The following is an 18,103-nucleotide window of genomic DNA, read 5'->3' on the forward strand; positions in this document are numbered from 1 at the left end:
AGGCCCGATACAAAAAATAACCGTTGAAATCTTGATGGGTGGAGAGAGTCATGGAAAAGCGAGTATCTAAAGCCATTTTTAAATCCCGGGCCTGCGAGCTGTTCCGCCAGGTCGAGGCATTGGGCGAAACCGTCGTCGTTACCGATCGCGGACAACCTACCATCGAAATCCGGCCGTATCGCAGCAAGCAGGAGAATCCGCTCGAGCTGCTGCGCGCGTCGATTACGCATTTCAACCTCAAACACGCGTTGGAGCCGGTCACAGCCGAGCAGGAAGACTGATGATCACCCTCGATACGCTTGCGCTCGTGTGCTGGCTCGGCAGGCAGAAAGCGTTGAGCCAGGCCGCGCACGATGCGATCGATCGGGAACTGGCCGGCGGCGAGATCCTGATCTCGGCAATCAGCGCATTCGAAATCGCGGAGTTCGTGAAAGTCGGCAGTCTCGGACTGTCGATGGACGCGCGCAGCTGGATGTCGACGTTTCTGTCGCTCGATGGTGTGCGGATGATTCCGGTCGACACCGAGATCGCGTTCCGCGCGGCCACGTTGTCGCCCGCGCTCACCTTGCATCAACGCTTGATCGTCGCGACCGCGCGCACGCATGGCGGCGCGCTCGTGACCTCCGATGCGAAGGTGCGCGCCTCGACTTACGTCGAAACGATCTGGTGACGGGCGCGGCGCTGCTTGATGCGGACTGGGCCGGTGGAATCGCGCACCACCAGTTCCGCCGGCAGCGTGATGCGTTGCGACGCGGCGTCGATGCCGGCGATCTGCGCGAGCAGCGTGTTGACCGCCGAGCGCGCCATTTGCTGGAACGGCTGACGGATCGTGGTGAGCGCCGGGTGAAACTGCTCGGACATCGGGATGTCGTCGAAGCCGATCACAGAGATGTCGTCCGGCACGCGCAGGCCCGCTTCGCGGATCGCCGCGATCACGCCGAACGCGCTCTGGTCGTTGGCCGTGAAGATCGCGGTGGGCGGCTCGGCGAGGTTCAGCAGGTCGAACGTGACGTCGAACGCCATCATCTGCGACAGGTCGCCCGCGGCGACGAGCGAGTCTTCACGCGGCAGGCCAAGGCGAGCCAGCGTGTCGTGATAGCCGCGCTGCCGGTCGCGGACACCTTCGATCGTTTCGTCGCCGGCAAGAAATGCGATGCGCTTGTGGCCGAGCTCCGCGAGATGCTCGACGGCGAGGCAGGCGCCGCCGTAATTGTCGACCGACACCGACGGAAAGCCGGTCAGCGTGCCGCGCTGGTCGACGACGACGACCGGCACCTTCGCGGTGGCGAGCGCTTCGAGGCACAGCGACTCGCGCGGAAGAATGGCGAGGATGCCGTCGGAGAATTGCTGGATGAGCCCAAGCAGATCGTGATGCGTATGACGGTCTTCGTCGAACACCGTGTAGACCAGCATCTCACAGCCCGCACCGCGCGCCGCGCGGCCCGCGCCTAGAACCAGTTCGCTGGAGAATTGCGTGTCGAGTGTCGGCGTGATGATGCCGATGATGCCATTGCGGCCGCCCGACAATTTCTGCGCAGTGCGGTTGACGACGTAACCGATGTCCGACGCGATTCTCAGTACTTCGTCACGGGTTTCGCGCGACACGCCGGGACGGCCGTTCAGGGCGCGCGACGCGGTCATCTGGGACACCCCCGCAAGCTTGGCGACATGCTCAAGCGTGGGGGTTTGCCTTGCCATGCGGGTCGAAGGTGTGCGAGAGGTCATTGTCTGGGTCGACTCGCTAATCACGTTAGCGATACCGTTTATGTAGTCGCCATTCTAGCAGAACCCTTTATATTTCAGCTTTCCCGGGGACGGTCAATCTGATGCGACTGTTGCGCGGGAACGTCGCAAGACCAGGTAAAATCCCGCATAGTCACAGGTCAAGCACCAGCCTAACATTCGGTAACGTTAAGGCTAACGTTAACGCTCCGGCGGTTTCTTAAAAATCCAGAAGAGGGGAGACACACATGGCGTACCCGGCGTTGTTTAAAGCACGGTCCATCATTGGCGCCACGGCGCTGCTATTTTCGTTGTCTGCAGGTGTGACGAACGCCGTATCGGCTGAATCCAACACGATCACGGTGTGGGATCAGCAAACCAATGCGTCGTCGAGCAAGATCATTCGCGACGCGTCGGATCGCTTCGAAAAGGCGGACCCGGGCTACAAGGTCGAGAATTCGCACGTCCTGAACGAGGCCTACAAGACGAAGCTGAAGGTTGCCTTCGGCGCGAACCAGCCCCCGTGTGTGTTCGAGAACTGGGGCGGCGGCGGTCTGCATGAGTACGTGAAATCCGGCCAGATCGTCGACCTCACGCCGTATCTGAGCAAGAATCAGGCATATCGCAACCGCTTCATGCAATCGTCGTGGGATGTCACGACGTTCGACGGCAAGACCTACGGCGTTGCTGCGGAAAACGCGGCGGCCGCGGTGATCTTCTACAACAAGGAAACGTTCAAGAAGTACGGCATCACGCCGCCGAAGACGTGGGATGAACTGATGCACGTCGTCGAGGTGCTGAAGTCGCACAACGTCGCAGCGTTCTCGCTCGCGAACAAGAACAAGTGGACCGGTTCGATGTACTACATGTACCTCGTCGACCGTATCGGTGGTCCGCAGGTCGTGAAGGATGCGCTCGCAGGCAAGGGCAAGGGCTTCGAAGACCCGGCATTCGTCGAAGCCGGCAAGCGTATCCAGGAACTCGTGAAGGCTGGCGCGTTCGCGCCGGGCATCAACGGTCTGGACTACGACTCGGGCGCTTCGCGCCGTCTGCTGTACTCGGGCAAGGCTGCCATGGAGCTGATGGGCGCATGGGAAGCGTCGACGATCGCGAACGAAGATCCGGCGTTCTCGAAGGATCTCGACTTCTTCCCGTTCCCGAGCGTGCCGGGCGGCAAGGGTGATCCGCGCGACCTGATCGGCACGGTTGGCGATGGCTTCCTGAGCATCTCGGCCGAGTGCAAGACGCCGGACGCAGCGTTCAAGCTGATCCAGGCGCTGACCGACGACCAGGCGATGCAGGCTCGTGCGTCGGATGACCACAAGCTCCCGCCGGTCAATAACGTCAAGATCGACGATCCGTTCACGCAGCGTCTGCAGAAACTGCTGGCCGAGGCGCCGAGCGTGCAGCTCTGGTACGACCAGGCACTGCCGCCGGCTCTCGGTGAAATGCACAAGGACACGACGCAGGCGCTGTTCGGTCTGTCGCTGACGCCTGAGGCTGCTGCGCAGCAAATGGAAGCCGCTTCGAAGAAGGGCGGTTGATCTCCAGTCCCAAAGGAAAGTCCGGCCGGCACCGCAAGGTGCCGGTCGGCATACAAGCCCGTGAATATCGCACTTTCCGCTACACCCGAACGCCGGCTGAGATTCTCGTCGCAGACGCTCGTCACGGTCGTGTTTCTTGCGCCGTCGCTGCTGCTGCTGGCCGTCTTCCTGCTTTATCCGCTCGTCTCCAGCCTGCGGCTGTCGCTGCTCGACTGGAATGGCCTCGGCAACACCGCCCGCTATATCGGGCTGGCGAACTGGGGGCGGCTCGCCCACGACATGGTGTTCTGGCAATCGCTGAAGAACAACGTGATCCTTGCCGTCGCATCGATCGTCGTCCAACTGCCCATCGCGCTCGCGCTCGCCGTGCTGCTGGAAAAGGCCGGCCGTGGCTCGCGTGTGCTCAAGGTCCTCTATTTCCTGCCGCTGCTGATGTCGAGCGTGGCAATCGGCGTGCTGTTCAAGCAGATCTACGATCCGAATTTCGGTCCGCTCAACGTCGCGCTGCAGGCATTCGGGCTGGATAGCCTCGCGAAGGACTGGCTGGGCGACCCGCATTTTTCGCTGGCTGCAACCATCGCCGTGATCATCTGGCAGAACGCGCCTTTCTACATGATTCTGTTCCTCGCCGGTCTCTCGTCGATGCCGGCCGAGGTCAACGAGGCAGCCCTTCTCGACGGCGCTTCCGAGTGGACCATTTTCTGGCGCATCAAGCTGCCGCACCTGCAAGGCACGGTGCGCACGGCTGTGCTCCTGTCCGTGCTCGGCTCGCTGCGTTACTTCGATCTCGTCTTCGTCATGACCGGCGGCGGCCCCGAAGGCTCGTCCGAGTTGATGGCCACTTACATGTATCGCACGGTGTTCAGCTCGTTCCAGCTCGGCTACGGCAGCACCATCGGCTCGGCGATGTTCCTGATCGTCATCACGGTGGCCGCGGTGTCGATGCGCTTCACCCGCCGTTATGCAACCGAGGTCTGAACCATGAACAAGAAACTACGCTTCCCTCGCGTGGGGATTCCTCTGCTGGCGTTGATCTGGCTCGGCGTGACGACGATTCCATTCCTCTTCATGGTCGTGTCGAGCTTCAAGAGCACGGAAGAAACCTTTTCGACCTCCGTGTGGGCGCCGCCGAGCCAGCTGTATTGGGGTAATTACGCGGCTGTGCTGAAAGGGCCGTTCTTCACGTATTTCCGTAACAGCCTGTTCACGGTGGGCGTGTCGGTGGCGCTGATCGTCATCATCAGCGCGATGGCGGCCTACGTGTTCGCACGCATGCGCTTCACGCTGAACAAGATGCTGTTCGGTCTCGTGGTCGCCGGCATGATCGTGCCGCTGCATGCGACGCTCGTGCCGATCTATCTGCTCACGCGCAATCTCGGTCTTTACGATACGCAGTTCGCGCTGCTCGGCCCGTATGTGGCCCTCAGTCTGCCGGTGTCGATTTTCATTCTGACCGAGTTCATGCGCCAGATTCCGCGCGAGCTCGAAGAAGCGGCGCAGCTCGACGGCTGCAGTCCGTTCCGTATCTTCTGGCGGATTTTCTTCCCGCTTTCGGCACCGGGGCTCGCCACTGTGGCGATCTTCAACGGCATTGGTCTGTGGAACGAGTTCATCTTCGCGTACATGCTCACCTCGACGGCCGAGCACCGTACGCTGCCGCTCGCAATCTGGGACTTCATGGGGCAATACGCGTCGAACATACCCTCGATGCTGGCGGTCCTCGTGCTCACCTCGTTGCCGCTGATCGTCGCCTACGCGTTCGGTCAGGAGCGCGTGATCAAGGGGATGATGGCCGGCTCGCTGAAGGGCTGATCCGCGTCGCAAACCACCTCGAATCTTGCGGGCTGAAGTGGCCCGCACACCGAACTTCGCATACCACGATATGGCAAGCATTTCCCTCAGCAACATACAGAAGTCCTATACGAGCGGCCACTCGGTGATCCGCGACGCCAACCTCGAAGTCGGCAAGAACGAGTTTTGCGTGTTCCTCGGGCCGTCGGGCTGTGGCAAGTCCACGCTGTTGCGCATGATCGCCGGTCTCGAGTCGATCACCGACGGCGAACTGCGCATCGACGGTCAACTGATGAACAACGTCGAACCCGCGAAGCGCCAGGTCGCGATGGTGTTCCAGAACTACGCGCTCTATCCGCATATGAGCGTGTACGAGAACATGGCATTCGGTCTGCGTCAGGCGAAGATCGACAAGGCCGTCATCGACAAGAAAGTGCGCAGCGCCGCTGCCGCCCTGCAACTCGACACCTACCTCGAACGCCGTCCCGCGGCGCTGTCGGGCGGCCAGCGCCAGCGCGTGGCGATCGGGCGTGCGATCGTGCGCGAGCCGGGGGTGTTCCTGTTCGACGAGCCGCTGTCGAATCTCGACGCCGCGCTGCGCGTGCAGACGCGCACCGAAATCGCTCGTTTGCATCGCGAGTTCAGCCGCGCGAGCGCGGTGTACGTCACGCACGACCAGATCGAAGCGATGGCGCTCGCCGACAAGATCGTGCTGCTGCATGCCGGCGCTGACATGGAGAAGCACGGCAGCATCGCGCAGATCGGCGCGCCGCTCGATCTGTACCACCGACCGAAGAGCCGCTTCGTCGCGGGCTTCATCGGCTCGCCGAAGATGAACTTCCTGCCGGCCACGGTCCGCGCGGTCGACGACAAGGGCATTCAGGTCGAACTGACGACGGGCGAGCGCGTGCGCGCCGAGGTCGACGGCCGCAAGCAGCGTGTCGGTTCGCAGGTCACACTGGGCATCCGTCCGGAGCATCTCGCCCTGCCGTCGGCGCAGCCCGGCGTGCAGACGATCCGCTGCGAGGTGCGTCTGGTCGAACGGATGGGCGAGCACAGCTACGTGCACCTGGACGGCGGCGTGCGCGACGGCAACACGATGATCGCCAAGCTGCCCGGCGACGGCGGCGTGACGCACGACGAGCGCATCGAGTTGGCGTTCGCGCCGCACGCGTGCCACGTGTTCGACGACAAGGATTTCGCGCTGCCGCGCCTGCACTGATCCGTTTGCGATCGCGCTGCCTGCACGACGCGGGCAAGCGCGGTCCCGCCGCATCGCGTCGATGGACGCAACGCACGAGCCGTAGTCGGCCCTACGCCGCGAATTTCGAATTCCGACGGCATTCGATCGATCAGCAGGACTGCGAATCACGGGAAGGTGTCTGAAAGCAAAGGGGAAGGCATCCGGGCTGAAGCAACGCCCTGCCGCACGCTTGTCAGGAACAACGGATTTGTCGGCGCGTCATGCGCTTCGTACACAAGGATAAAAAAGGAGTTTTCGATGTTGCTTCGCCAAAGTGAGGTCCCGCTCTACCGCAATTCCGCCGCTGCCGTGGAGGAGCGCGTGGCCGATCTGCTCGCGCGCATGACACTGGACGAAAAGATCGCGCAGCTTCACGCAGCGTGGCTGAAGCTGTCGGCCGACGGCAATCACAAGGCGCGTAGCATCGATTTCGCGCAGAGCGCCAATCAGATTACCGTCGACGAGATCTTGCAGCATGGCCTCGGCCAGATTACGCGGCCGCTCGGCACGCACACGGTCGATCCGAAGGAAGGCGTGCGCGCGCTCAACGAACTGCAGCGCAAGATGGTCGAGGACACGCGCCTCGGCATTCCGGTGATGGCGCACGAAGAGTGCCTCGTCGGGCTGATGATCAAGGACGCGACGCTGTTCCCGTCGCCGCTGAACTATGCGGCGACGTGGAATCCGCGACTGGTCGGCGAAGTGGGCACGATCATCGGCGAGCAGGCTCGCTCGATCGGCTGCCACCAGGGGCTCGCGCCGGTGCTCGACGTGTCGCGCGATCCGCGCTGGGGCCGCACCGAGGAGACGCTCGGCGAAGATCCGTATCTGGTCGGCGTGCTCGCGTGCCACTACGTGAAAGGTTTGCAAGGCGAACGGCGCGATCTGCTGGCGACGCTGAAGCACTTCGTCGGCCATTCGGCGAGCGAAGGTGGCCGCAATCATGCGCCGGTGCATGTCGGCCCGCGCGAACTGAACGACGTGTTCATGCTGCCGTTCGAAATGGCCGTCAAGCTCGCGAACGCGGGTTCGGTGATGCCGGCGTATCACGACGTCGACGGCGTGCCCTGTCATGGCGACCGCGCGCTGTTGCATGACACGCTGCGCGAGAAATGGGGCTTCGACGGTCTCGTCGTGGCGGATTACGCGGGCGTGGATCTGCTGTACAGCCACCACGCGGTGGCGCGCGACAGCGCCTCGGCCGCGGCGCTCGCGTTCAACTCCGGTCTCGACGTCGAGCTGCCCGGACACGAGTGCGCGGTGCATCTGAAGGAAGCGCTCGAACGCAACGAGATCACCGAAGCGACGATCGATACCGCGGTTTCGCGCGTGCTGCGAGTGAAATTCGAGCTCGGCCTGTTCGAGAATCCGTACGTCGATCCCGAACGCGTCGACGTGAAAAGCGCGGCCGCGGGCGATACCGCGTATCAGGTCGCGCTCGAATCCGCGGTGCTGCTGCGCAATGAAGGCAACGTGCTGCCGCTCAACGCGAACGGCGCGGAAAAAATCGCGGTGATCGGCCCGACCGCCGACGATCCGCTCGCGCTACTCGCCGGCTATAGCTTCCCGGTGCATCTGATCAACAGCGGCGAGCAGTCCACGGCGTCGATCGCGACACCGCTGCGCGCGTTGCGCGCCCTGCTCGGCGACGAGCGCGTGATTCACGCGCACGGTTGCGACATCATCAAGGAGCGCCGCGCGGGCGCGCCGGTGTTCCCGGGCGATGTGTCGCTCGAGCTGACCGGCGACGCGCATTGCGACGAGCTGATCAGCAAGGACACCGACGGCATCGCGGCCGCGGTCGAGGCCGCGCGCCAGGCCGGCGTCGCGCTGGTGTTCGTCGGCGATCTGGCGGGGCTGTTCCAGTCCGGCACAGTGGGCGAAGGGTCCGATACCGACAGCCTCGATCTGCCGGGCGTACAGCAGGCGTTGCTGCAAGCCGTGGTCGATAGCGGCACGCCGACGGTCGTCGTGATGACGGGCGGCCGCCCGTACAATCTGGGCGGCCTCGAAGACCGCATCGCCGCGCAGATCATGGCGTTCGCGCCGGGCGAGCGTGGTGCCGAAGCACTGGCCGATCTGCTGGTGGGCCGTGCCAATTTCAGCGGCCGTCTGCCGTTGTCGGTGCCGAAGAGCGCCGGCGCCGTGCCGTACGTGTACAACCATCGGCTGAAGAGCGCGGGAACGCCGATTGCCTATCATTTCGGTTGCCGCTATCCGTTCGGTTTCGGCCTCGGCTATGCACCGTTCCGTTACGCCGATCTCGCGCTCGCGCACAGCGAAGTGCCGATCGAAAACGGTACGATCGAGCTGAGCTTCACGCTCGACAATCTCGGTTCGCGCGACGGCACGGAGATCGTGCAGATTTACGTGCGCGACCGTCACGCGTCGGTCGCGCGGCCGGTGCGCGAGTTGAAAGCGTTCGCACGGGTCCCGCTGGCGGCCGGTGCGTCGGCGCGGGTGCGCGTGAAGCTGCCGGTCGATATGCTGAACTTCACCGACGCGCGCGGCGAGCGTATCGTTGAGCCCGGTGACTTCGATCTGCTGGTCGGCAGTTCGAGCCGCGACATTCATCTGAGCGGCACGGTCACGGTCGCGGGCGCCGCGACGAGAACGCTCGAACGTGCCTGGCGCATGCTGAGCGAGGTCGAGATCGAGGCGTGAGCGGCGGGTCAGGGCGGGGTGTGCCGCCCTGTGTGTGGTCCTACTCGTAACAAATGGAATATCTGATGTCGTACGCAATCTATCCGAGTCTGTCGGACAAAACGATCGTCGTGACGGGCGGCGGCAGCGGGATCGGCGCCGCCATGGTCGAGGCCTTTGCGCAGCAAGGCGCGCGCGTGTTCTTTCTCGATGTCGCCGAGCACGATTCGCTCGCGCTGGAAGAAACGCTTCGCCATGCGAAGCATCCGCCGAAGTTCCTTCGCTGCGATCTGCGCAGCGTCGATGCGATCAACGGCACGTTTGCCGGGATCGTCGACGCGGCGGGCCCGATCGACGTGCTCGTGAACAACGCCGGCAACGACGACCGGCACGAAATCGGCGAGCTCACCGCCAGCTACTGGGACGACCGGATCGCGGTCAATCTGCGTCACCAGTTCTTCTGCGCGCAGGCGGCGACCAACAGTATGCGTCGCGCGGGGCGCGGCGTGATCCTGAATCTGGGCTCCGTGTCCTGGCATCTCGCGCTGCCGAACCTCGCGATCTATATGACCGCGAAGGCCGGCATCGAAGGGCTCACGCGCGGTCTGGCGCGCGATCTCGGCAGTGCCGGCATTCGCGTGAACTGCATCATCCCCGGTGCGGTGAAGACGCCGCGGCAGATGCAGCTGTGGCAATCGGCGGAGAGCGAAGCGAAGGTCGTCGCGAGTCAGTGTCTGCCACTGCGCATCGAACCCGAGCACGTTGCGCGCATGGCGCTGTTCCTCGCCTCCGACGACGCGTCGCGCTGCTCCGGCCGCGATTACTTCGTCGACGCCGGGTGGTACGGAGAATGAGCATGCCGGTCCCTGTGTGCGTATGGGCGGTCGGCGCGGAACTCGCCGAAGGGCCGCTGTGGCAGGCCGCGGAAAACGCCGTGTATTTCGTCGATATCAAGGGGCGGCGGATTCATCGGCTGTCCGTCGCGACGGGCGAACAGCGGACGTGGCAGGCGCCCGATCAACCCGGCTTTCTCGCGCCGCTCGCGGACGGCACCTTCGTGTGCGGGCTGCCAGGCGGCTTGCATCGCTTCGATCCGGCCAGCGGTGAGTTCCGCAAGCTCGTCGACGTCGAACCGCATCTGCCGGGCAATCGCCTGAACGATGGGTTCGTCGATGCCCAGGGACGCCTGTGGTTCGGCTCGATGGACGACGCGGAAGAGGCACCGAGCGGCACGCTGTATCGCGTGAACGAAAAAGGCGCGGCGCTCGCCCAGGACGACGACTACGTCATCACGAACGGTCCGGCGATGAGCCCGGACGGCCGCACGCTCTATCACAACGACACGATGCGGCGCGTGGTCTACGCATTCGACGTCGCCGCGGACGGCACGCTGTCCGGCAAGCGCATTTTCGCGGCGATCTCGGGCGACGGCCACCCTGACGGCCTCGCGGTCGATGCGGACGGCTTCGTGTGGGTCGCGCTGTTCGGCGGCTGGCGCATCGAGCGTTACTCGCCGGCCGGCGAACTGGTCGATCAGGTGCCCCTGCCGTGCGCGAACGTGACGAAGCTCGCGTTCGGCGGCGACGATCTGAAAACGGTCTATGTGACGACCGCATGGAAGGGACTGACGGCCGTCGAGCGGCAGCATCAGCCGCAAGCGGGCGGCCTGTTCTCGTTCCGCGCGCCGGTGGCGGGCCAGCCTCAGGCCCGCTGCACGGTGGGTTTCGGGCGCTAGCACAATCCAGGCGGCAACACCCGCCGCAAAACGCAACTTTGAGCTTGCACAGGTCGCTCCGCGAGGAGCGGCCCGCTATCATGTGCGTTCCGCGACTTTCGCGCATTTGCCCCCATTCCAATCATGACGTCCAGGCCGCCTGTCCCGCCCCGCATGTCCGATGTCGCCGAACGCGCGGGCGTCTCGAAGATGACCGTGTCGCGCGTGCTGGCGGGCCGCAACGTGTCGCAGGCGACGCGCGAACGCGTGCAGAAGGTCATTGACGAACTCGGCTACGTCGCCGATGCCGCGGCGGGCGCGCTGTCGTCGGGACGCTCGGAGTTCGTCGCGGTGCTGGTGCCGTCGCTGTCGAGCTCGAACTTCTCCGACACCGTGCGCGGCCTGACTGCCGCGCTGAGTCCGCATGGTCTGCAACTGCTGCTCGGCGACACGGACTACCGCCTCGAACAGGAAGAACTGCTGGTGCGCTCGATGCTGCGTCATCAGCCGCGTTGCGTCGCGTTGACGGGCAGCCGGCACACCGAGGCGACGCGCATGCTGTTGCAGCGCGCCGGCATTCCGGTCGTCGAGATGTGGGATCTGCCCAGCGATCCGATCGATACGGTCGTCGGCTTTTCGAACTCCGCCGCGGCGCGCGCGATGGTCCGGCATCTGCACGAGCGCGGCTACCGGCGCATCGGCTTCATCGCCGGCGCGAGCGAGCGCGATCGGCGCGGGCATGACCGGATGCGCGGCTACGTCGCCGAAGTCAAGGCGCTGGGACTCGGCGAGCCGCGCGTGATCCGGCTCGGCGATTCGCCGATCACGATGAGCCACGGCGGCCCCGCGATCGCCAGGTTGCTCGACATGTGGCCTGATACCGAGGCCGTGATGTGCGTGAGCGACATGTCGGCGTTCGGCGCGATCATGGAGTGCCATCGGCGCGGGCTGTCGGTGCCGGGCGACATCGCGGTTGCCGGCTTCGGCAATTTCGAAGTGTCGTGGTGCTGTCAGCCGAGCATCACGACGGTGTCGGTCGACGCCTACGGCATCGGCGTGCGCGCCGGCGAAACGCTGCTCGCGGCCCTCGCGGATCGCGAAGCGGGCGAGGTGCAGCGCAGGAAAGCGGTGAAGATCGATTTCACTGTAATTGCGCGCGATAGCGCGTAAATGGCGCACTCGAACTCCCCTTAATCAAGCAGATCAGGGATATCCCTTGGTTGTTCGGATGATACGCCGCGCGTAACATCCACCACCAGAAATGTTACCGGTAACTTCACGGCAATATTTGCCGGCTCGTGTCGCATGACAGCGACGCGACGGCATATCCCACGAAAAAGACGCTGCTGGAGATACGAATGAGCGCTGTACCGTCCGCAGTCGCCGCGCCCGCCGCGCGCGTCGACGAGTTCGAGGAAAAGACCTATCGCAAGGTCGTGCGCCGGATGCTGCCGGTGCTGCTGCTGTGCTACGTGGTTGCGTATCTGGATCGCGTGAACGTCGGCTTCGCGAAGCTGCAGATGCTCGACGATCTCGGCCTGTCCGACACGATGTACGCGATCGGCGCGAGCGTGTTCTTCTGGGGCTACTTCATCTTCGAAGTGCCGAGCAACGTGTTCCTGCATCGCTACGGCGCGCGTTTCTGGATTGCGCGGATCATGTTCACGTGGGGGATCGTGTCGATGGCGCTCGCGTTCGTCGCGCCGCTCGCGCGCCTCGCGCACGTCGAAACCGCGACGATGTTCTACATGCTGCGCTTCCTGCTCGGGATCTGCGAAGCCGGCTTCTTCCCCGGCGTGATTCTGTACCTGAATTTCTGGTTTCCCGCGCAGCGGCAAAGCCGCGTGATGTCCGGCTTTCTGATCGCGATGCCGGTCAGCCTGATGCTCGGCGGCGTGGTGTCCGGTTGGTTGATGGAGCATACGGCCGGCCTGCTCGGCTATCAGGGCTGGCAGTGGATGCTGCTGCTCGAGGGCGTGCCGTCGCTGCTGACCGCGTTCGTCGTGTACTTCTCGCTCGACGACGGCATCGACCGCGCTCGTTGGCTCACGCCGCAGGAGAAAAGCCTGCTTGCGGCGAATCTGCAGCGCGAGAGCGCGCACAAGACCGCGCGCTTCGGTTCGGCGGTGCGCGATCCGCGCGTCTGGCTGCTGGTCGCGATCCTGCTCACGTTCAATACCGGCTTCTACGGCCTGGCCTTCTGGCTGCCGTCGATCATCAAGGCGACCGGCGTGCAGGACCCGTTGCATATCGGTCTGTTGACCGCGATCCCGTACGGCGTGGCGATCATCGCGACGCTCGCGAACGCTGCGCACTCGAAGAAAACCGGCGAGCGGCGCCTGCATGCTGCGATTCCGGCGCTGATTGGCGGCCTCGGTCTGATCATGAGCGCGGCTTTGGCGCATCATGTGGTGTGGGCGATCACGTTTCTGACGATCGCCACGGCCGGCATCCTCGCCTTGATGCCGATTTACTGGACGTTCCCTGGACAGCTGCTGTCGGGTGCCGCGGCGGCGGCGGGCATCGCGATGATCAACGCGATCGGCAACCTGTCCGGCTTTACCGGTTCGATGATCACCGCCGTGGCGAAAAATTTGACCGGCGACATCAACAACGGCACTTACGCGCTCGGAGCGTGTCTGCTGGTCAGTTGCGTGCTGATCCTGCTCGTGCCGCGCGCAATGCTGGCGCGGACCCCGTCGAATGAAGACGGTGGGGCCGGCCGCGAGACGGCGCGCACGCGCAAACACGCAGAGCACGCATAAGCAACCCTTACCAAGACAGAGAGATAAGCACCATGTCAGCATCCACCCCGCGCCGGCTGCGCAGCCAGGAATGGTTCGACGATCCCTCGCACGCGGATATGACGGCGCTGTACGTCGAGCGTTTCATGAACTACGGTCTGACGCGCGAAGAGCTGCAATCGGGCCGGCCGATCATCGGCATCGCGCAGACGGGCAGCGATCTCGCGCCGTGCAACCGGCATCACATCGAACTCGCGGCGCGCACGAAGGCCGGTATCCGCGACGCGGGCGGCATTCCGATGGAGTTTCCGATGCACCCGCTCGCCGAGCAGAGCCGCCGGCCGACGGCCGCGCTCGATCGCAATCTCGCGTATCTGGGCCTCGTCGAAATCCTGCACGGCTTCCCGCTCGACGGTGTCGTGCTGACCACCGGTTGCGACAAGACCACGCCGGCCTGCCTGATGGCGGCCGCCACGGTCGACATGCCGGCCATCGTCCTGTCCGGCGGCCCGATGCTCGACGGCTGGCACGACGGCAAGCGCGTCGGCTCGGGCACCGTGATCTGGCACGCGCGCAATCTGCTGGCGGCCGGCGAGATCGACTACGAAGGCTTCATGGAGTTGACCACCGCGTCGTCGCCGTCGATCGGACACTGCAACACGATGGGCACCGCGCTGTCGATGAACAGCCTCGCCGAAGCGCTCGGCATGTCGCTGCCCGGCTGCGCGAGCATTCCGGCCGCGTACCGCGAGCGCGGCCAGATGGCCTACGCGACCGGCAAGCGCATCGTCGATCTGGTGCGCGAGGACGTGCGGCCGTCGAAGATCATGACGAAAGAAGCGTTCGAAAACGCGATCGTCGTCGCCTCGGCGCTCGGCGCCTCGACCAACTGCCCGCCGCATCTGATTGCGATCGCGCGGCATATGGGCATCGAACTGAGTCTCGAAGACTGGCAGCGCGTCGGCGAGCAGGTGCCGCTGATCGTCAACTGCATGCCCGCCGGCGAATATCTCGGCGAGAGCTTCCATCGCGCGGGCGGCGTACCGGCCGTGATGCGCGAGCTCGCGAAAGGCGGCCTCGTGCACGAGGCTTGCCTGACCGTGTCGGGCCGCACGATGGGCGACATCGCCGCCGCCGCGCCCACCCCGGATCGCGAGGTCATCAAGACGACCGACGAGCCGCTCAAGCACGGCGCGGGCTTCATGGTGCTGTCGGGCAACTTCTTCGACAGCGCGATCATGAAGATGTCGGTGGTCGGCGATGCGTTCCGCAAAACCTATCTGAGCGAGCCCGGCGCGGAGAACACGTTCGAAGCACGCGCCATCGTGTTCGACGGTCCCGAGGACTATCACGCGCGCATCAACGATCCGTCGCTCGAAATCGACGAGCATTGCATTCTCGTGATTCGCGGCACGGGCACGGTCGGCTATCCGGGCAGCGCCGAAGTCGTCAACATGGCGCCGCCGGCGGCGCTCGTGCGCCAGGGCATCACGTCGCTGCCGACGCTCGGCGACGGCCGTCAGAGCGGCACGTCCGCGAGCCCGTCGATTCTGAACATGTCGCCGGAAGCGGCGGTGGGCGGCGGCCTCGCGTTGCTGCGCACGAACGACCGCATCCGTGTCGATCTGAATTCGCGCAGCGTCAACGTGCTGGTCGACGAAGCCGAACTCGCGCGACGCCGCGAAACCGTGCACTTCGAAATTCCGCCCGCGCAAACCCCGTGGCAGGAGCTGTACCGCAAGACGGTCGGCCAGCTTTCGACCGGCGGTTGCCTCGAACCGGCGACGCTTTATCTGAAGGTGATTGCCGAGCGCGGCAATCCGCGGCATTCGCATTGACATGCAGGTGACGAGGCCGGACGTCGCACGCAACGCGACGCCCGGCCTTGCCCGTTTTTCCACTTATCCGAAAGAGCCCATCCCATGTCCGCAACTTCCCCTTCCAGCTTTCTTCCCGACGATCTGAACGACGCGCTGCTCGTGGGCCGCGTGTGGCGCAAGACCGAGCAGCACGAAGGACCGTGCGTGGTCGTCGTGCGCGGCGGCGAGGTGTTCGACATCACCGCGACCGTGCCGACCACCGCCGATCTGTTCGAGCGCGACGATGCCGCGCAACTGGCGCGCAGCGCACCGGGCGTACCGCTCGGGCCGGTCGCGCAACTGATCGCGGCGAACCTCGCCGGCGCCAGCGCGCCCGCCGTGCGCCTGCTCGCGCCGTGCGACGTGCAGGCGATCAAGGCCTGCGGCGTCACGTTCGCGGTGAGCCTGATCGAGCGCGTGATCGAGGAGCAGGCGGGCGGCGATCCGGCGAAGGCAAAGGAAGTGCGCGAGACGATCGCCTCGACGATCGGCACGGACCTGTCGAAGATCAAGCCGGGCTCGGAAGCCGCGATGAAGCTGAAGGCCGAGCTCGAGCGCCGCGATGCGTGGTCGCAATACATGGAAGTCGGCATTGGTCCGGACGCCGAAGTATTTTCGAAGTCGCAGCCGATGTCGGCGGTCGGCTTCGGCGCGGACGTCGGTCTGCTCGCCGCGTCGGTGTGGAACAACCCGGAGCCGGAGATCGTGCTGGCGGTGAATAGCCGCGGCGGCATCGTCGGCGCGACGCTCGGCAACGACGTGAACCTGCGCGACATCGAAGGCCGCTCGGCGCTGCTGCTCGGCAAGTGCAAGGACAACAACGGCTCGTGCGCGATCGGCCCGTTCGTGCGGCTGTTCGACGACGCGTTCTCGCTCGACTCGGTGCGCGCCGCGAGCGTGTCGCTGCGCGTCGAAGGCGCCGACGACGACTTCGTGCTCGACGGCGTGAGCCACATGAGCGAGATCAGCCGCGACCCGGCCGACCTCGTCGCGCAGACCTGCGGCCGTCATCACCAGTACCCGGACGGCTTCATGCTGTTCCTCGGCACGATGTTCTCGCCGATCAAGGACCGCGACGCGCCCGGCGGCGGCTTCACGCACCACCTCGGCGACCGCGTGACGATCTCGACGCCGCAGCTCGGCGCGCTGACCAACACGGTGCGCCTGTCGACGGAAATCGAACCGTGGACGTTCGGGGTGCGCGCGCTGTATCGCAATCTCGCGGCCCGTGGCCTGCTGGTTGCCGCGTGACAGGATCGTCGCGAGTTTTCCTATTCGCAAGGAGAGTCAGGACATGAGCCAATTTGCAAACTACATCGACGGACAATGGGTCGATGGCGCAAGCGTGTCGCGCAACGTCAATCCGTCGAATCTCGATGACGTGATCGGCGAATTCGCGCAAGCCGACGCCGAACAGACGCACCGCGCGATCAGCGCCGCGCGCAGGGCCTTCGCGACGTGGTCGCTATCCACGCCGCAGCAACGCTTCGATCTGCTCGACCAGGCGGGCAGCGCGATCCTCGCGCGCAAGGCCGAACTCGGCAAGCTGCTCGCGCGCGAAGAGGGCAAGACGCTGCCCGAGGCGATCGGCGAAGTGGGCCGCGCCGGACAGATCTTCAAGTTCTTCGCGGGCGAAGCGCTGCGTCTCGGCGGCGAAACGGTGCCGTCGGTGCGTCCGGGCATGACGGTCGAAATGACGCGCGAGCCGCTCGGCGTGGTCGGCCTCATCACGCCGTGGAATTTTCCGATCGCGATTCCGGCATGGAAGATCGCGCCGGCGCTCGCCTACGGCAACACGGTCGTGATCAAACCGGCCGATCTGGTGCCCGGCAGCACGTGGGAGCTCGTCAAGATCATCGCCGAGGCAGGCGCGCCGGCAGGCGTGATCAATCTCGTGATGGGGCGCGGCTCGGTGGTCGGCGAGGCGCTCGTGTCGTCGCCGGAGGTGGATGCGGTGAGCTTCACCGGGTCGATTTCGACCGGCCGTGCGATCGGCGCGAAATGCTTCGAGTCGGGCAAGAAGTTCCAGCTGGAAATGGGCGGCAAGAACCCGATGGTCGTGCTCGACGACGCCGATCTCAATGTCGCGATCGAAGCCTGCATCAACGGCGCGTTCTACTCGACCGGCCAGCGTTGCACGGCATCGAGCCGGCTGATCGTGACCGCGGGGATCTATGACCGCTTCATCGACGGCATGAAGACCCGCATGCAGGCGCTGAAAGTCGGCGATGCGCTCGCGGACGGCACGCACATCGGCCCGGTCGTCGACGACAAGCAGTTGGCGCAGGACGAGCGCTATCTGGCGATCGCGCGCGAAGAAGGCGGCACGGTGTACGGCGGCGAGCGCGTCGAAGGCGCGACGCGCGGCTACTTCCTCGCGCCGGCGCTGGTCACGGAGACGACCTCGGCGATGCGCATCAACCGCGAGGAAGTGTTCGGGCCGGTGGCATCGGTGATCAAGGTCAAGGACTACCAGGAAGCGCTCGCGGTCGCCAACGATACCGAGTTCGGGCTGTCGGCCGGCATCTGCACGACGTCGCTGAAGTACGCGAGTCATTTCCGTCGTCATGTGCAGGCCGGCATGGTGATGGTCAACACCGCGACGGCGGGTGTCGATTATCACGTGCCGTTCGGCGGCAGGAAGGGCTCGAGCTATGGTCCGCGCGAGCAGGGCGCCTACGCGCGCGAGTTCTATACGACGGTCAAGACCGCGTATATCAACCCGGGCGCGGTTTAACAGGACGCCAGCGGCGCTTGCCCAAACGACACTGGCCCGCCATCGCATTCAAGCACGATGGCGGGCCAGCAGGTACAGCCACATCTACAGCAACTTTCCAACCGGT

At 64.8% G+C, this 18,103-nt stretch carries 15 protein-coding genes; 14 read left to right on the plus strand and 1 reads right to left on the minus strand.

The window, feature by feature from the left end:
* Nucleotides 1–50: 50 nt before the first annotated feature.
* Both CI15_RS26180 and CI15_RS26185 read left to right on the plus strand, forming a co-directional pair.
* The gene (locus CI15_RS26180; protein ID WP_062133312.1) at nucleotides 51–281 is read left to right on the plus strand and encodes a type II toxin-antitoxin system Phd/YefM family antitoxin; all 231 of its coding nucleotides are present in this window, start codon (nucleotides 51–53) and stop codon (nucleotides 279–281) included.
* Nucleotides 281–670 carry a type II toxin-antitoxin system VapC family toxin gene (locus tag CI15_RS26185; RefSeq protein ID WP_062133314.1) on the plus strand — a complete coding sequence of 130 codons (390 nt, stop codon included), beginning with the start codon at nucleotides 281–283 and terminating at the stop codon, nucleotides 668–670. Before CI15_RS26180 ends, CI15_RS26185 begins: the two co-directional genes overlap by 1 nt.
* Here the strand turns inward: CI15_RS26185 and CI15_RS26190 are convergent.
* Nucleotides 649–1,725, minus strand: coding sequence for a LacI family DNA-binding transcriptional regulator (locus tag CI15_RS26190; RefSeq protein WP_338152560.1), 1,077 nt, complete (start codon nucleotides 1,723–1,725; stop codon nucleotides 649–651). The two genes, CI15_RS26185 and CI15_RS26190, sit on opposite strands and share 22 nt — an antisense overlap.
* A 320-nt stretch (nucleotides 1,726–2,045) precedes the next feature.
* On the opposite strand from CI15_RS26190, the gene CI15_RS26195 reads away from it, so the two are divergent.
* From CI15_RS26195 to CI15_RS26250, 12 genes are all read left to right on the plus strand, one after another.
* Nucleotides 2,046–3,266: an extracellular solute-binding protein gene (locus CI15_RS26195; protein WP_241495934.1), complete on the plus strand. Its 1,221-nt coding sequence runs from the start codon at nucleotides 2,046–2,048 to the stop codon at nucleotides 3,264–3,266.
* A gap of 60 nt (nucleotides 3,267–3,326) precedes the next feature.
* Nucleotides 3,327–4,244: a carbohydrate ABC transporter permease gene (locus tag CI15_RS26200; protein ID WP_241495935.1), complete on the plus strand. Its 918-nt coding sequence runs from the start codon at nucleotides 3,327–3,329 to the stop codon at nucleotides 4,242–4,244.
* 3 nt (nucleotides 4,245–4,247) lie between these two features.
* Nucleotides 4,248–5,078, plus strand: a complete 831-nt coding sequence (locus CI15_RS26205) for a carbohydrate ABC transporter permease (RefSeq protein ID WP_062133323.1) — start codon at nucleotides 4,248–4,250, stop codon at nucleotides 5,076–5,078.
* Nucleotides 5,079–5,148: 70 nt separating this feature from the next.
* Entirely contained in the window at nucleotides 5,149–6,279 is a 1,131-nt protein-coding gene (locus tag CI15_RS26210; protein WP_062133326.1) for an ABC transporter ATP-binding protein, read from the plus strand.
* A gap of 279 nt (nucleotides 6,280–6,558) precedes the next feature.
* Nucleotides 6,559–8,964: a glycoside hydrolase family 3 N-terminal domain-containing protein gene (locus CI15_RS26215; RefSeq protein ID WP_062133330.1), complete on the plus strand. Its 2,406-nt coding sequence runs from the start codon at nucleotides 6,559–6,561 to the stop codon at nucleotides 8,962–8,964.
* A gap of 65 nt (nucleotides 8,965–9,029) precedes the next feature.
* On the plus strand, nucleotides 9,030–9,797 hold the full coding sequence (xylB, locus tag CI15_RS26220; RefSeq protein ID WP_062133333.1) for a D-xylose 1-dehydrogenase: 768 nt from the start codon (nucleotides 9,030–9,032) through the stop codon (nucleotides 9,795–9,797).
* Nucleotides 9,794–10,678 carry an SMP-30/gluconolactonase/LRE family protein gene (locus tag CI15_RS26225; protein WP_062133336.1) on the plus strand — a complete coding sequence of 295 codons (885 nt, stop codon included), beginning with the start codon at nucleotides 9,794–9,796 and terminating at the stop codon, nucleotides 10,676–10,678. The genes xylB and CI15_RS26225 overlap by 4 nt, the downstream gene beginning before the upstream one ends.
* Nucleotides 10,679–10,831: 153 nt before the next feature.
* Nucleotides 10,832–11,827: a LacI family DNA-binding transcriptional regulator gene (locus tag CI15_RS26230; RefSeq protein ID WP_062133340.1), complete on the plus strand. Its 996-nt coding sequence runs from the start codon at nucleotides 10,832–10,834 to the stop codon at nucleotides 11,825–11,827.
* A 188-nt stretch (nucleotides 11,828–12,015) separates the two neighbouring features.
* Nucleotides 12,016–13,422, plus strand: a complete 1,407-nt coding sequence (locus CI15_RS26235; protein ID WP_062133343.1) for an MFS transporter — start codon at nucleotides 12,016–12,018, stop codon at nucleotides 13,420–13,422.
* A 32-nt stretch (nucleotides 13,423–13,454) separates the two neighbouring features.
* Nucleotides 13,455–15,239: an IlvD/Edd family dehydratase gene (locus CI15_RS26240; protein WP_062133345.1), complete on the plus strand. Its 1,785-nt coding sequence runs from the start codon at nucleotides 13,455–13,457 to the stop codon at nucleotides 15,237–15,239.
* Between the two features lie 84 nt (nucleotides 15,240–15,323).
* Nucleotides 15,324–16,511: a fumarylacetoacetate hydrolase family protein gene (locus CI15_RS26245; RefSeq protein WP_062133348.1), complete on the plus strand. Its 1,188-nt coding sequence runs from the start codon at nucleotides 15,324–15,326 to the stop codon at nucleotides 16,509–16,511.
* Between the two features lie 43 nt (nucleotides 16,512–16,554).
* Nucleotides 16,555–17,997: an aldehyde dehydrogenase family protein gene (locus CI15_RS26250; protein WP_062133353.1), complete on the plus strand. Its 1,443-nt coding sequence runs from the start codon at nucleotides 16,555–16,557 to the stop codon at nucleotides 17,995–17,997.
* Nucleotides 17,998–18,103: the final 106 nt, after the last annotated feature.

The sequence above is a fragment of the Paraburkholderia monticola genome, assembly GCF_001580545.1.
Taxonomy (GTDB): Bacteria; Pseudomonadota; Gammaproteobacteria; order Burkholderiales; family Burkholderiaceae; genus Paraburkholderia; species Paraburkholderia monticola.